Source organism: Polaribacter sp. SA4-10, from assembly GCF_002163835.1.
Lineage (GTDB): Bacteria > Bacteroidota > Bacteroidia > Flavobacteriales > Flavobacteriaceae > Polaribacter.
In genome coordinates, this window is the sequence record NZ_CP019331.1 from 1,550,185 (window position 1) to 1,564,911 (window position 14,727).

The 14,727-nt window shown below is 30.7% G+C and carries 14 protein-coding genes and 1 tRNA gene; 4 read left to right on the forward strand and 11 right to left on the reverse strand.

What is annotated here, in order from left to right; all coding sequences use genetic code 11:
- Positions 1 to 37: 37 nt before the first annotated feature.
- The 10 genes from BTO04_RS06770 to BTO04_RS06815 all read right to left on the reverse strand — a co-directional run bounded on the left by BTO04_RS06770 (position 38) and on the right by BTO04_RS06815 (position 11,512).
- A complete protein-coding gene (locus tag BTO04_RS06770) occupies positions 38 to 1,237 on the reverse strand; it encodes an AIR synthase related protein (RefSeq protein ID WP_087563778.1) in 1,200 nt (399 codons plus the stop codon).
- A gap of 104 nt (positions 1,238 to 1,341) precedes the next feature.
- Positions 1,342 to 2,853 carry a carboxypeptidase regulatory-like domain-containing protein gene (locus BTO04_RS06775; protein WP_087563779.1) on the reverse strand — a complete coding sequence of 504 codons (1,512 nt, stop codon included), beginning with the start codon at positions 2,851 to 2,853 and terminating at the stop codon, positions 1,342 to 1,344.
- A gap of 11 nt (positions 2,854 to 2,864) precedes the next feature.
- On the reverse strand, positions 2,865 to 4,205 hold the full coding sequence (locus tag BTO04_RS06780) for a CsgG/HfaB family protein (protein WP_087563780.1): 1,341 nt from the start codon (positions 4,203 to 4,205) through the stop codon (positions 2,865 to 2,867).
- 7 nt (positions 4,206 to 4,212) lie between these two features.
- A complete protein-coding gene (locus BTO04_RS06785; protein ID WP_087563781.1) occupies positions 4,213 to 4,617 on the reverse strand; it encodes a curli assembly protein CsgF in 405 nt (134 codons plus the stop codon).
- Between the two features lie 22 nt (positions 4,618 to 4,639).
- Positions 4,640 to 5,365, reverse strand: a complete 726-nt coding sequence (locus tag BTO04_RS06790; protein ID WP_087563782.1) for a CsgE family curli-type amyloid fiber assembly protein — start codon at positions 5,363 to 5,365, stop codon at positions 4,640 to 4,642.
- Between the two features lie 14 nt (positions 5,366 to 5,379).
- A complete protein-coding gene (locus BTO04_RS06795) occupies positions 5,380 to 5,814 on the reverse strand; it encodes a hypothetical protein (protein ID WP_087563783.1) in 435 nt (144 codons plus the stop codon).
- A 67-nt stretch (positions 5,815 to 5,881) separates the two neighbouring features.
- Positions 5,882 to 6,913, reverse strand: coding sequence for a hypothetical protein (locus BTO04_RS06800; protein ID WP_087563784.1), 1,032 nt, complete (start codon positions 6,911 to 6,913; stop codon positions 5,882 to 5,884).
- 487 nt (positions 6,914 to 7,400) lie between these two features.
- Positions 7,401 to 7,706 carry a hypothetical protein gene (locus BTO04_RS06805; RefSeq protein ID WP_087563785.1) on the reverse strand — a complete coding sequence of 102 codons (306 nt, stop codon included), beginning with the start codon at positions 7,704 to 7,706 and terminating at the stop codon, positions 7,401 to 7,403.
- Between the two features lie 185 nt (positions 7,707 to 7,891).
- Entirely contained in the window at positions 7,892 to 8,929 is a 1,038-nt protein-coding gene (locus BTO04_RS06810) for a hypothetical protein (protein WP_087563786.1), read from the reverse strand.
- A gap of 399 nt (positions 8,930 to 9,328) precedes the next feature.
- Positions 9,329 to 11,512: a glutamine synthetase III gene (locus tag BTO04_RS06815; protein ID WP_087563787.1), complete on the reverse strand. Its 2,184-nt coding sequence runs from the start codon at positions 11,510 to 11,512 to the stop codon at positions 9,329 to 9,331.
- 167 nt (positions 11,513 to 11,679) lie between these two features.
- On the opposite strand from BTO04_RS06815, the gene BTO04_RS06820 reads away from it, so the two are divergent.
- Positions 11,680 to 12,696, forward strand: coding sequence for a glutamine synthetase beta-grasp domain-containing protein (locus BTO04_RS06820; protein ID WP_087563788.1), 1,017 nt, complete (start codon positions 11,680 to 11,682; stop codon positions 12,694 to 12,696).
- Between the two features lie 75 nt (positions 12,697 to 12,771).
- Here the strand turns inward: BTO04_RS06820 and BTO04_RS06825 are convergent, their stop codons facing one another.
- Positions 12,772 to 13,704 carry a calcium/sodium antiporter gene (locus BTO04_RS06825; RefSeq protein WP_087563789.1) on the reverse strand — a complete coding sequence of 311 codons (933 nt, stop codon included), beginning with the start codon at positions 13,702 to 13,704 and terminating at the stop codon, positions 12,772 to 12,774.
- Between the two features lie 490 nt (positions 13,705 to 14,194).
- Between BTO04_RS06825 and BTO04_RS06830 the strand changes: the two genes are divergently transcribed.
- From BTO04_RS06830 to BTO04_RS06840, 3 genes are all read left to right on the forward strand, one after another.
- Positions 14,195 to 14,347: an SsrA-binding protein gene (locus tag BTO04_RS06830; protein WP_087563790.1), complete on the forward strand. Its 153-nt coding sequence runs from the start codon at positions 14,195 to 14,197 to the stop codon at positions 14,345 to 14,347.
- 11 nt (positions 14,348 to 14,358) lie between these two features.
- Positions 14,359 to 14,589 carry a DUF2007 domain-containing protein gene (locus tag BTO04_RS06835; RefSeq protein ID WP_087563791.1) on the forward strand — a complete coding sequence of 77 codons (231 nt, stop codon included), beginning with the start codon at positions 14,359 to 14,361 and terminating at the stop codon, positions 14,587 to 14,589.
- Positions 14,590 to 14,647: 58 nt separating this feature from the next.
- Positions 14,648 to 14,724, forward strand: a tRNA-Arg gene (locus BTO04_RS06840).
- Positions 14,725 to 14,727: the final 3 nt, after the last annotated feature.

The window sequence follows — 14,727 nt, forward strand, 5'->3', positions numbered from 1 at the left end:
TTTTGAAAGTAATACTTAATTAAAAATTAATAAAATTCTAATACTCAAATACACCAAACTCACTTGTAATAGTCAGTTTTTTAGATTGGTCCTGATCTGCATCAGGATGAAAAGCTTTTACGCTACCTACAATTTTAGCATCCACATTAAAAGATTTAGAAATCGAAATAATATCATTTGCAATTTCTGGAGAAACATAAATTTCCATTCTATGCCCACAGTTAAATACTTGATACATTTCTTTCCAATCTGTTTTAGATTGTTCTTGTATCAATTTAAATAAAGGTGGAATTGGAAACATATTATCTTTTACAATATGTAAATTATCTACAAAATGTAAAATTTTTGTTTGTGCGCCACCAGAACAATGAATCATTCCGTGCACAGTTTCTGAATTAAATTTTGATAAAATTTCTTTTATAATTGGTGCGTATGTTCTTGTTGGAGACAACACTAATTTACCAGCATCAATTGGAGAATTTTCTATTTTGTCTGTCAATTTTATATTTCCAGAATACACTAAGTCTTCAGGTACAGCAGCATCAAAACTTTCTGGATATTTTTCTGCTAAATATTTATGAAAAACATCATGTCTTGCAGACGTTAATCCGTTAGATCCCATTCCACCATTATATTCAGTCTCATAAGTTGCTTGTCCAAAAGATTCTAAACCAACAATAACATCACCCGGTTTTATATTTGCATTATCTACAACATCTGTACGTTTCATTCTAGCAGTTACAGTAGAGTCTACAATAATTGTTCTTACTAAATCTCCAACATCTGCCGTTTCTCCTCCAGTAGAATGAATTGTAACTCCAAAACCTTTTAAGTCTTCAATTAATTCTTCTGTTCCGTTTATAATTGCTGATAAAACTTCACCAGGAATCTTACTTTTATTACGTCCAATTGTAGAAGATAACATAATATTATCTGTTGCACCAACGCATAACAAATCGTCAATATTCATTATTAATGCATCTTGAGCAATTCCTTTCCACACAGAAATGTCACCAGTTTCTTTCCAATACATATAAGCTAGAGAAGACTTTGTTCCTGCTCCATCTGCGTGCATTATTAAACAATAATTTTCATCATTTGTTAAATAATCTGGCACAATTTTACAAAATGCTTTCGGAAACAAACCTTTGTCTATATTCTTAATTGCATTGTGTACATCTTCTTTAGATGCAGAAACGCCACGTTGTGCGTATCTTTTAGAAACTTCTTGACTCATGTTGTTGTGTTGTGTTGTTCTGCAAATTTAGTTGTTCTAAATTTTATATCAATAAAAAAAGCGAACGTTTTTTATCGTTCGCTTTTTATCTATTTTGTTACAGATTATTCCCAATCTGGCATTGAAGCATCTATAAATAAAATTTTTCTTTGAATATTCCCTGACAAATTTGTTATTGTAATATTCTTTTGAGAAATACCATCATTAGATGTGTTTACAAAAATAATATTAGCTTCATTTGGAGAAAAACGAGGATCTAAATCATTCGTCCCATCTTCTTTTTCATCATCAGAAACATCTAAAAAAGTCATATCTACTAAATCATAAATAAACATCCTCGTATTTAATTGTCTATAATTAGTTGCCTGAAAATTAGAAATATCTCTTGTAAACAATAATTTGCTACCTGATGCTGAAAAATTTAAACCTCCTAATGCTCCTTCAACTCCAGAAACGACCGTATTTAAAGTGTTTCTATTAAAATCAATAATTAAAATTGAACCATTATAACCATTTTCATTGTTTGTTTTTATTGCAATTTTAGATCCATCTCCACTCCAATCACATTCCGTTATTAAACTTCCATCTAGTGTTTCATATACTTGTTCTAACCCACTACCGTCTCTATTTATTGCATATAACTTATTAAAAGAGGAGTATAATAATTTACTTCCATCTGGCGACCATGAAAAGTCCATTTCATTTAAACTAAATCCTGATAAAGGAATTGCTGATGTAATTTTCTTAACGTTATCTCCGTTGGCACTCATGGTATATATATGAGCTTTATTGTCATCGATACGTAAAAAAGCTACTAAATTAATTATATTATTTTTTCTTGGCCTCCATGAATTTAAGCTTGAGTCAGTTAGTTGAACTATATCCAAAACTTCATTGGTTTCATCGTTAAAACTTGCTGAATAAATCACATTATTCCCTCCTACTTTTTTAACATAAAAATACCTATTTGATGGGTCATCTTTAACCTTAAAAGATCTAATACCACTTATAACCTCTGCATTAATATCATCAGTTACGGCGATACTCCAAAAATATTTTGCTCCATATTTTAAGTCAGATAATGTATAGCTTTTATCCTTTAAATCGGTAATTCTTGTTACCTCATTATTAAAATCATTTCTAACTTCAAGTGTAAATGTTAACTCATCTTCATCTACATCTGTTGATTCCCAAGACAGTTCAACTTCACTGAGCAAATCTAAGGATCCGTCCTCTGGAGTTATTAGTTCTGGTTTTGTTGGTGGCTTATTAAGCGCTGTAGAAATATCCATTTCAAAAACAATATTTACGTCTACCTCTGCACTTACAGTTGCTCCTTCATATTTATCTAAATATCCCTCTTTTACCGCTTGCACTGAATATTCTTGTGCTTCAACTCCTTCAAATATAAAATTTCCTTCAGCATCTGTAAAAACAGTATTGTTTGTAGGTGAAAGTATTATTTTCACATTTTCTAAAGGAATAAACCCCTCTTTTTCAACAACAATACCTGTTAAGTCCCCAAATTCTACTAAACCAATAGTTTCTTCTTCTCCACAACTAGAAAAAAAGAGTATTATGAATAGTATACTTACTATTTTAATTACTTTTTTCATAAGATTTTAATTTAAAAATAAACATTAATACCAACTCCTAAACGCGAAATAAAATCATTTTTTTCTCCTAAAATTTGCCCATCTAAATCGTCACTCAACATCATGTTATATTCACCATTTATAAAAAGCCCAATTTTATTTGTAATTAAATATTCAAGCCCCAAACCTCCTTGGAGTTTAAAAAACATTTGCTCTAGGTTTGTCTTCGTTATTAATCCTGCCCCAACATAAACGTAAGGGGTGAATTTTTCAAATGGTAAAATGGTGTATTCAAAATTAAGCCCCGAAGTTAAAAAGGGTTCATGAAAAATATCTTTATTATCTAGCTCAAGCCTTCCAACAGTTCCCCATAAGTTAAACTTTGGGTCATTAAAGGTGTATTTTAACTTAAGATCAAATCCAAACTGATTAGTAGGGCTCGCGTAATCTCCTTTAATTTGAGAGATTCCTACACCAGCTCCTGCAGAAAACTGAGCTCTTCTATTTTCTTTTTTTCTATCATAAAGTACTGTTTTATCAGCATCAATTTTTTCTTTTTCATATGCGTTTTTAACATAATCTACGGCTTCTTCTCCACCCTCAGGACTCCATACACCATCAACAATACCCTCAACAATTAATAAATCTACAGCTTTGTCTATTGCTTCTTTTACAGCTAATTGTGATGGTTCATTTTTGGTGACTCCTGTTTCTGCTTCTAACAATCTTCTTAAGGATACAAAACGATATAAATTTGCTGAAATTCCTTGAGATAAAATAGTTTTTGAAACATAAACACTCTTCAAAATTTCTCCTGTTGATGTTGATACTATTCTTAGATAAACAGTAATTCTGTCTTGCCGATATTGATTAGAAACTCCTGCTCCAAAATAACGTAATCCAGATCCTCCTGTTATAATATTTGAATCATAAGAAACCACACCTCCTTCTATAATTGTACCTGCAAAAAGTAAAGGTGGCATTGTTACCTTATTTCCATTTGCATATTCTTGACGCGTATTTCTAATTATTTGTCTTTCGTTTAAAAGGTCTCCTATATTTTCTCTTTCTATAGGTCTAAACCAACCAGATTCTTCAAGTGACATTAATAAAATGGTAGTTCCTCCTTGGGTAACAGCAGTGCTAAATGTTGAGCCATTTTCTGCCGGCTTGTATTGCCCTGTTTGATCTCGAAACTTATAAACGCCAACAATAATTTTTTCTGAAGGAAGAAATTTTTTTGCTAAAAATTCTGGTGAAGTATTTTCTCCTATTCTTGCTTTTGTTTGATTAAAGGGTTGATTAAAATAAGCGCCGCAACTTGTTAACATACTAATTATTAACAAATAAATAATACTTGTAGTTATTTTCATGATATTTTTAATTGGGGTTAGGAACGGATATCAAAGTTTGTTCACCTGTTGTGATATTTAGAATATTAACGTTTAAACCATTTGTTCCTGGGGTTATTTCTACTACTAAATCTCCAAAAGTATAGGTTCCAATTGTTAAATCTGTATCTCCTAACTGTTCTTGAAATAAGCTTTGAGATAACGAACTAAGTAACCTAGTATTTAAAGTCCTTGTAAAATTTTCTAAAGCGGTTGGTCCTTCAACTTGAGAAGTTTCCTCTTTATAATCATTCTGCGCAACCGCAGAAGCTAAAATCTGTTGGTAATTAAATGTATCACCTCCAAAAAAAGGGCTTATTGGCTTGTATATCAAATCTTGAGAATACACAAAACTTGAAAATAAAATGAAAATGAATATTATATTTTGTTTCATAACTAATAGATTTTTTTGATTTCTAAATTTTATTTTGAAAAGTAGTTTTCCTTTCTTGACTATACACTCTTAATTTCCTCATAGCAGTGACAACATTTGATTTTAAATAGTCTTCTTGTGGTCTAGCAAAAAATTCATGAATTTTTTTTCTATCAACTTCAATTGACAAAATACTATTCCTTCCCATTGCTGGCTTTTCAATAATTTTTACTATAAATGGGTAATTTCTACCTGTAACTACATATTCTTTGTAAAAAAAGTCATGATAATCTCTACCTATCTTAGTTAAAGACCCATCTATTACCATACCTCTAATTAAAAACTGTTTTTCATTTACTTCTTTTTCAACTTCTCCTTTTCCTCTTTGTAATAGAAATAGTGTATCTCTAGCTACTAATTTATTTTTATGTTTTATAAATAGATATACTTTTAATTCTTCGTTTTCTTTCAAATTGAGCTTAATTGTTGCTAATTGTTTTTCTTCTTTTGGTTTCAGTGAAAAATCATTAGATTCACTTTTTTTAGATAATTTTCCCAAACTATTTTTTTGAAGTACTACAAAATTGTAATTAAGATCGTCTATAAAAAACAACTCATGGTTTAGTACTTGAGCTCTTAATGTTAAAAAATCATCTACTCTAATTAAATTGATTTTTCCTTTTATTTTATAATTATCAAACTCTTGAACAAAAGAAAAAAGAGTGAAAAAAAATATTGAAATAAAGAAAATTACGATCTTATTTTTCATAAAAATAAATTTAATTAATAGCTAACTACATTGATCTCTGCTCCTCCAAACTGAAATATTTTAAGATCCTGGAACATAGAGTTTGTACCTATTATTTTTAATAAATTATCATTTCCTGTTTGTAATACTCCTAAGTTAATTGGCTGTTTATTATAGTAATTTGAAAATTGATACTTATTTTTATCTCCAATTTGAGATACTGTATGCTCCCCTTGTGCATACCTATTATATATATTAGCTACATTTTCAGTACCTATTTGTTTTAATGAAATTGTGCTAATATTTTGTTGTGATGTACGTTGAGAATTATTTGTAGCATAAGCTTGTGATTGCTCTATAGTGTAGTGTAATTGATTTGAAAAATAACTTTGTAATTTTTCATCTTGAGCATTCACTAAAAAAGAAATTAAGAAAATAAGAATATATGATATGTTATTTATTGCTTTCATCTTTATCTTTTTAAAAATTATATAAATGGAGTGAGAAGCCTATTCTCACTCCATTTAAGAGTACTAGTTAGATACCTCCATTACTAGGAGTACTAATTTGAGTTACTTGAGCAGTATTTAGATTACCATTCTGTTTTATACATGAAGCACTTTTAGCTCCTAAATCAGCAGTTTGACTCACTAAAGATGAGTTTTCATTACCAATTTGATTTACCAAACTGCTGTTATTTGCCATATCAGCATTTTGAGTAACACAAGAGATGTTATCATCCCCTACTTGGTTCACTGTAGAAAGATTCATAAATTCACTAGAATCACCAACCATAGTTTGAGTTTCTACAGAAGTATTTCCATTTCCTGTTTGGTATGCAGATGCATAGTTATTAGAACCTCTTTGAACTTGTTGAGCTCCATTTTCATCTCCAACTTGGCTCGCAAAAGCTACACTTCCACTAGCTTGATTTGCACCAGTAGATTGATTTTGAACGATTGTGTTTCCATCACCCCAAGACAATGCTGTAGCCTCATTATTATCATAACGTTGTTTTTGAGAAATTCTATTGTCATTTCCTGTTTGGCTTGCATAAGCAAAACTACCTTCAGTATGCATAGATGTTTCATTTCCAACATCCTGTATAGCATAGTTGTCGTTTCCTAATTGTTCAATACGGCCATCATTACCATCACCAAATTGTTTAATCTGTGCACCATTTCTATATCCTGTTTGATCAGTTGATGCTAAATTACCTTCTTCACCTGGAATAAAATTGGTATTATTTTGTATGATAAAAGACTCGTTACCTAGACCAACTTGAGTTCCATTCGCTTCATTAAGGTTCCCTACTTGTCTTACTAAAACTCTGTTCCTTCCATTTCTTATAAAATCTTCAGGCATTAACACTTGATCTACTTCACAAGTCGCAGCTGCAGGCGCTCCATTATTTACAATATCTATTGCTTCAACTGGCGTTCCAGCAGTTCTATGAATCATTCCTGTTTGTCCATTAGAATCAATAACGTTTGGATTAATAACGTTTCCATGTTGAGAAAATGCAACTCCTGTAGCTATACACATAGCCATAATTAATAATTTTTTCATGATTTAAATTTTTAAAATATGTTTATTAATATTTAGCAGATCCTATTTTGAATTCAAAAAAATTCAAAAGAAATGCTATCGGGAGGTACTTCTTAAGTTAAAGGGGGAAATGTAATTTATAACTTACATTTCACATCAACTCTTAAAATGAGAGTTGGAACCATCTATACTAATCGATTAATCGTCATTTATAATTATACTGTAAATATAGAACCGCTTTTCAATTTGGTAAATGACCTACATCAGTTTGAAGATATTTTTAAACTTTTTTTGGATCAATACAAAAAATTGTAATTAAAATCATCTACAAAAAACAACACATGGTTTAGTACTTGAGCTCTTAATGTTAAGAAATCATCTACTCTAATTAAATAAATTCCTCCTTTTATTTTATAATTATCAAACTCTTGAACAAAAGAAAAAAGAGTGAAAAATAATATTGAAATAAAGAAAATTACGGTCTAATTTTTTATAAAAATAAATTTAATTAAGAGCTAACTACACTCATCTCTGCTCCCCCAAATTGAACTATTCTTGGGTCCTGGAACATAGAGTTTGTACCTATTCTATTTAATAAATTATGATTCCCTGTTTGTAATACTCCTAAGTTAATTGGCTGTTTATTATAGTAATTTGAAAATTGATACTTATTTTTATCTCCAATTTGAGATACTGTATGCTCTCCTTTTGCATACCTATTATATATATTAGCTACATTTTCAGTACCTATTTGTTTTAATGAAATTGTGCTACTATTTTTTTTGTGATGTACGTTGAGAATTATTTGTAGCATAAGCTTGTGATTGCTCTATAGTGTAGTGTAATTGATTTGAAAAATAACTTTGTAATTTTTCATCTTGAGCATTCATTAAAAAAAGAAAACAAGAAAATATGATATGTTATTTTCTTGTCTTTATCTTTTTAAAAATTATAAAAATGGAGTGAGAAGAATATTCTCACTCCATTTAAGAGTACTAGTTAGTGACCACCATGGCTACCAGGAGTACTAATTTGAGTTACTTGAGCAGTATTTAGATTACCAGTCTGTTTTATACATGAAGCACTTTTAGCTCCTAAATCACCTGTTTGACTTACTAAAGATGAGTTTTCATTACCAATTTGATTAACCAAACTACTGTTATTTGCCATATCAGCATTTTGAGTAACACAAGAGATGTTATCATCCCCTACTTGGTTCACTGTAGAAAGATTCATAAACTCACTAGAATCACCAACCATAGTTTGAGTTTCTACAGAAGTATTTCCATTTCCTGTTTGGTATGCAGATGCATAATTATTAGAACCTCTTTGAACTTGTTGAGCTCCATTTTCATCTCCAACTTGGCTCGCAAATGCTACACTTCCACTAGCTTGATTTGCACCAGTAGATTGATCTTGAACGATTGTGTTTCCATCACCCCAAGACAATGCTGTAGCCTCATTGTTATCATAACGTTGTTTTTGAGAAATTCTATTATCATTACCTGTTTGGCTTGCATAAGCAAAACTACCTTCAGCATGCATAGCATCATCAGCTCCAACGTCTTGTACAGCATAATTGTCGTTTCCTAATTGTTCAATACGGCCATCATTACCATCACCAAATTGTTTAATCTGTGCACCATTTCTATATCCTGTTTGATCAGTTGATGCTAAATTACCTTCTTCACCTGGAATAAAATTGGTGTTATTTTGTCTGATTAAAGACTCGTTACCTAGACCAACTTGAGTTCCATTCGCTTCATTAAGATTACCTACTTGTCTTATTAAAACTCTGTTCCTTCCATTTCTTATAAAATCTTCAGGCATTAACACTTGATCTACTTCACAAGTCGCAGCTGTAGGCGCTCCATTATTTACAATATCTATTGCCTCAACTGGTGTCCCCATTGTTCTGTCAATCATTCCTGTTTGTCCATTCGGATTAATAACGTTAGGGTTAATAACGCCTCCTTCATGTTGCGAAAATGCCACTCCTGTAGCTATACACATAGCCATAATTAATAATTTTTTCATGATTTAAATTTTTAAAATATATTTATTAATATTTAGCAGATCCAATTTTGAATTCAAAAAAATTCAAAAGAAATGCTATCGGGAGGTACTTCTTAAATTAAAGGGGGAAATGTAAATTTATAACTTACATTTCACATCAACTCTTAAAGTGAGAGTTGGAACCATCTATGCTAATCGATAATCGATTAATCGTTACTTATAATTATACTGTAAATATAGAACCGCTTTTGAATTTGGTAAATGACCTACATCAGTTTGAAGATCTTTTTTAAAATTTTTTAAAAAAAGGCCTAAAATCGCCTTTTAAAAAAAAATAAAACACTTTTACAGATAAGTACATTCCAAATTATTTTAAATAATTGGAAATTTGAAGATTAAAAGTGTAAGATGTAAGATATATTACCTCGTAAATAATAATTCTCTGTACTTTGTTAATGGCCACAAATTGTCATCTACCATCGTTTCTAATTTATCACAATGATATCTAATTTCATCAAAAAATGGTTTTACTTTTTCACAATAATATGCTGCACATTTAAAACCATTTAACTTATTCGCTTTTCTACGTTCATCAACCATTTTATTAACTAACGCATTAATTTCTGTGATATGATTAGAAATAACCATAATAAGTTCTATTTGTTCTTTTGCGATGTTTTTAAATTCAGGTCCAAAAATTTCTTTTAAATTTTTAGTATTCTCTAATAATGTATTTTGATAAATAATAGCAGTTGGCACAATATGATTTCTAGCAATGTCTCCTAAAACTCTACTTTCTATCTGTAAACGTTTTGTGTATTCTTGTAATTTAATTTCATAACGAGCTTCAATTTCTACCTTGCTCATTACATCCATTTCTTCAAACAGGTCAATTACTTTTTTAGAGACTTTTACTTTTAAGGCTTCTGGTGTGGTTTTATTATTACTTAAACCACGTTTTTTTGCTTCTTTTTCCCAAGCATCTCCATACCCATCTCCTTCAAATCTAATTTTTTTAGACTCTTTTATATATTCTCTTAAAACATTAAAAACAGCTTCGTCTTTCTTTAGTTTTTTTGTCTCTATTAATTTATCAACTTCTATTTTAAATTCTTTTAATTGCTTAGCAACAATTGTATTTAAAACAGTCATTGGTGTTGCACAATTAGACAAAGAACCTACGGCTCTAAACTCAAACTTATTTCCTGTAAATGCAAATGGTGATGTTCTGTTTCTGTCTGTATTGTCTAATAAAATTTCTGGTATTTTACCAATAATATTCAGTTTTAAATCCGTTTTTTCTTGAGGTGATAATTTTCCTATTGTTACATTTTCTAGCTCGTCTAAAACTCTAGATAATTGACTACCAATAAACACAGAAATAATTGCTGGTGGCGCTTCATTAGCACCTAATCGATAATCATTACTTGCAGATGCAATTGAAGATCTTAACAATTCTTCATTTTCACAAACTGCTTTTATTGTGTTTATAAAAAAAGTAAGAAATTGTAAATTCTTCATTGGTGTTTTCCCCGGACTTAACAAATTAGTCTCTGTATCTGTAGCTAAAGACCAATTATTATGTTTACCAGAACCATTTATGCCTGCAAATGGTTTTTCATGGAATAATACTTTAAATTTATGTCTGCGAGAAACTTTCTGCATTACATCCATTAATAAAGAATTATGATCTACAGCTAAATTTGCTTCCTCAAAAATTGGTGCTAATTCAAATTGATTTGGAGCAACTTCATTATGCCTTGTTTTTACAGGAATTCCTAACAACATACATTCTTGTTCTAATTCTTGCATAAAGCTCATTGCTCTTGCAGGGATTGTTCCAAAATAATGGTCATCTAATTGCTGTCCTTTTGCTGAGGAATGTCCAATTAAAGTTCTACCTGTTAATAGTATATCTGGTCTAGACAGCGCCAAAGCATCATCTATTAAAAAATATTCTTGCTCCCAGCCTAAAGTAGCATTTACCTTAGTTACATTTTTATCAAAATATTTACAAACGGCTGTTGCAGCGACATCTACCGCCTGTAATGCTCTTAAAAGTGGTGTTTTATTATCTAAAGCTTCCCCTGTATAAGACACAAAAATAGTTGGTATACACAAAGTTGTTTCATAAACAAAAGCAGGAGAAGTAGGATCCCAGGCTGTATAACCTCTTGCTTCAAAGGTATTTCTAATTCCGCCATTTGGAAAACTTGATGCATCTGGTTCTTGTTGTACCAATTGCTCGCCATCAAACTTCTCCATAGCCAAACTACCATTTATGGATTCAAAAAAAGCGTCGTGTTTTTCTGCAGTTGCTCCTGTTAAAGGTTGAAACCAATGTGTATAATGCGTTGCACCTTTAGACATTGCCCAATCTTTCATACTTACAGCAACTTGGTCTGCAATTTTTCTATCTATTTTAGTTCCAAGGCCAATTGCATTCATTACACTTTCATAAGCTGCACGTGTAAGGTACTGTTGCATAGCATGTTTATTAAAGACATTTTGACCAAATAGTGTTGATCTTTTCTCATTTTGAACCACCTTTATAGGACTTCTATGTAGTGTTTCTTGCAAAGCGTTGAATCTAATCCTTGACATATTATTAAAATTTTGTACTTATTTTTAATTTTAAACAAATATACCCTTTCAAAATTAGGGATAAAATTATTTTTCATGCTTTTTATACATTTACCCCCTCTTTTTTTTGATATGTAAGTAAAATATTTGATTTTTGCATAACGAACATCACACAAACATTTTTTATTATGGCTAAAATTAAATTAGAATACATTTGGTTAGATGGATATTATCCAACCCAAAACATGAGAAGTAAAACCAAAGTTGAAGAGCATGAAAACTTTCAAGGAACTGTAGAGGAGTTAGGTAATTGGTCTTTTGATGGTTCATCTACAAAACAAGCTTCAGGTGGAGCATCTGATTGTATTTTAAAACCAGTTGCTATCTATCCAGATCCTAAAAGAAGAAATGGTTATTTAGTAATGAATGAGGTAATGAATGCTGATGGAACTCCACATAAATCCAATGCACGTGCTACTATTGAAGATGATGATAACGATTTCTGGTTCGGATTTGAACAAGAATACTTCATTATGGATACTGAGACTGATTTACCTTTAGGATTTCCAAGAGGTGGCTACCCAGCTCCACAAGGAATGTATTACTGTTCAGTTGGAGGTAGACATACTCATGGTCGTGATTTCGTTGAAGAGCATGCCGACTTATGTATTGATGCTGGTTTAAACTTTGAAGGAATTAACCAAGAGGTTGCTTCCGGACAATGGGAGTACCAGTTATTCGCAAAAGGAGCTAAGAAAGCAGGAGATGAAATTTGGATATCTAGATATTTATTAGATCGTTTAACTGAAGGCAAAGGAATGTACATTGAGTACCACCCAAAACCATTAGGAGATACTGATTGGAATGGATCTGGTATGCACGCAAACTTTTCTAATACAATTTTAAGAACCTGTGGTTCTAAAGAAAAGTATATTGAAATCTGTGAAGCTTTCCGTCCGTTAGTAAAAGAACACATCAAAGTTTATGGAGAACACAACGAGCAACGTTTAACCGGAGATCACGAAACTGCATCTATCCATGATTTCTCTTGGGGGATTTCTGATAGAGGAGCATCTATTCGCATTCCAATTATCGTTGTAGAAAAAGGATACAAAGGATGGTTAGAAGACCGTCGTCCATCTTCAAATGGAGACCCATATAAAATTGCTGCAAGAATTATTAAAACTGTTAAACCAGTTAAATAATATTACTATTTAATACAATAAAAACGCTAACATTAATTTGTTAGCGTTTTTATTTTTCCAAGCTTTTGTGATTCCCTAAATAGTAACGTAAATAAAAATAGCATAAACTGATAATAAAACAATACCATCTTTCCAGTTTAAACGCATTCCTTTTGGTAAAAAAACTAAAGGTAGAATTAGCAAAGAAACTCCTAACATCCAGAAAACATCATTATTGATCAATCCCATATCTGTAACAGACACAGGTGTTATCATAGAAGTGATTCCTAAAACAGCCAAAATATTAAATACATTTGATCCGATGAGGTTTCCTAAAGAAATTGCTTTTTCCTTCTTTAAAACTGCAATAACAGACGCAGCTAACTCAGGTATACTAGTTCCTATCGAAATAACAGTTACTGCAATTACACGCTCTGTTACACCAAACTCTATGGCTAGTGATGTTGCTCCATTAATTAATAATTCCGCCCCCCCCCAAAGAGCGACTCCTCCAATAGTGAAGAAAAGGACAATTTTATAAAGTGGTAACGGTTCATCATCTTCTGGAAACTCATCTAAAACTGCAGTTTTTTGAAAACGCAAAAGGTATATTAGAAAAATAATTAGAAATGAAAATAAAATTATACCTTCATATTGCACTATAACCTTATCTCCTGTTAAAAATAGATATAACATGGCGGAAGCAATCATCATTACAGGCCAATTCGTTTTATAAAAACTTGTTTGTACTTCCATAGAACCTAATAATAATGTGATCCCTAATACTAAACCCAAATTAGCAATATTAGAACCTATAACATTACCTAAAGCCAAATCTGATGCTCCGCTTAAAGCTGCATTAATACTTATAATTAACTCTGGTGCTGAAGTTGCAAACGAAACTACTGTCATACCAATTACTATTTTTGGTATTTCTAATTTTAACGATAAAGCAACTGCTGATTTTAACAACCAATTTCCTCCCAAAATCAATAACACCAATCCAGCAATTATTAAAAAAAAATTCATCTATTTTAATTTTTGACGAAGATACATTTTTATCACTTTAAGAAAAAAACAAAAATTGAAACATGAATTAAAAGGCTTAAAAAGGTAGACTTTCCTTTGTTTTTCTATTTAAACCAAATACACCCCTTTACCCTATAACAGTTTAAAACATATTTAATAAATTACAACTACACATTAAAACACACTACGCGTAAAGTATGTTTCACATTACAACTAAATCAACTTTTTTAGCTCATAATGTAAAACCAAATAGATAAATAGGTCTTAAAACATTTGGTAGACAGATCTCAATACTCATACATTAATAAAAACAATTTCGAAATTGACCTATTTTACGAACCATTAAATAACTATTACTATGATTATTGTTGCCCTAAAAACGATTAAAAATATTTCAGAAATTCTTTTTACTTTAGTCTTCTAATTAAAATTCCTTCAAAAATGAATGAATTGATTATTTTTATTAAATTTGGTATACAATCAAACAATAATGAAAAAACAAGTTTTTAAAATTCTTACAAAATCAATTAAGTTTATTTTTCCTTCTTTTACAAAAAAAAGATTAGATATTTCTAAAGCTTCAAAATTTCAATTAGCAATTATCGGATGGAGAGCTTTTGTAACTAAAAACTCATTTAATTAAAAAATAAAATTATGATAGATAATTATACCAAAGTATTTACAGAAACCACAATTATTGTAAAAAGACTGCATTCGTTATTAAATGAAGCAGGTGTTTCTTCTAGATTATCAGACAGGGTAGAGTCTGCAAGACTAGGTGGTTTTGGGGTTCCTCCTAATTCAGTTGAATTATTTGTCTTGAATAACGATATAGAAAAAGCACAACCTATTATAGATTCTTTTAAAGAAGAAATTAATTCATAAAAAAATGATTTAGATTTCTTAGTTTAAAAAAATGCTATTATATTTGCACCCGCTTAACGGCCATGTGGCGCAACTGAATAGCGCACTTGATTACGGCTCAAGAGGTTGCTGGTTTGAATCCAGCCATGGTCACCAACA

What these genes read in the sequence shown, in the direction of transcription:
- BTO04_RS06785 (WP_087563781.1), bottom strand. Translation starts at nt 4,617, where the DNA reads ATGAAACAAAATATAATATTCATTTTCATTTTATTTTCAAGTTTTGTG.
- BTO04_RS06770 (WP_087563778.1), bottom strand. Translation starts at nt 1,237, where the DNA reads ATGAGTCAAGAAGTTTCTAAAAGATACGCACAACGTGGCGTTTCTGCA.
- BTO04_RS06820 (WP_087563788.1), top strand. Translation starts at nt 11,680, where the DNA reads ATGGCTAAAATTAAATTAGAATACATTTGGTTAGATGGATATTATCCA.
- BTO04_RS06775 (WP_087563779.1), bottom strand. Translation starts at nt 2,853, where the DNA reads ATGAAAAAAGTAATTAAAATAGTAAGTATACTATTCATAATACTCTTT.
- BTO04_RS06790 (WP_087563782.1), bottom strand. Translation starts at nt 5,365, where the DNA reads ATGAAAAATAAGATCGTAATTTTCTTTATTTCAATATTTTTTTTCACT.
- BTO04_RS06830 (WP_087563790.1), top strand. Translation starts at nt 14,195, where the DNA reads ATGAAAAAACAAGTTTTTAAAATTCTTACAAAATCAATTAAGTTTATT.
- BTO04_RS06810 (WP_087563786.1), bottom strand. Translation starts at nt 8,929, where the DNA reads ATGAAAAAATTATTAATTATGGCTATGTGTATAGCTACAGGAGTGGCA.
- BTO04_RS06780 (WP_087563780.1), bottom strand. Translation starts at nt 4,205, where the DNA reads ATGAAAATAACTACAAGTATTATTTATTTGTTAATAATTAGTATGTTA.
- BTO04_RS06795 (WP_087563783.1), bottom strand. Translation starts at nt 5,814, where the DNA reads ATGAAAGCAATAAATAACATATCATATATTCTTATTTTCTTAATTTCT.
- BTO04_RS06815 (WP_087563787.1), bottom strand. Translation starts at nt 11,512, where the DNA reads ATGTCAAGGATTAGATTCAACGCTTTGCAAGAAACACTACATAGAAGT.
- BTO04_RS06805 (WP_087563785.1), bottom strand. Translation starts at nt 7,706, where the DNA reads ATGCTACAAATAATTCTCAACGTACATCACAAAAAAAATAGTAGCACA.
- BTO04_RS06825 (WP_087563789.1), bottom strand. Translation starts at nt 13,704, where the DNA reads ATGAATTTTTTTTTAATAATTGCTGGATTGGTGTTATTGATTTTGGGA.
- BTO04_RS06800 (WP_087563784.1), bottom strand. Translation starts at nt 6,913, where the DNA reads ATGAAAAAATTATTAATTATGGCTATGTGTATAGCTACAGGAGTTGCA.
- BTO04_RS06835 (WP_087563791.1), top strand. Translation starts at nt 14,359, where the DNA reads ATGATAGATAATTATACCAAAGTATTTACAGAAACCACAATTATTGTA.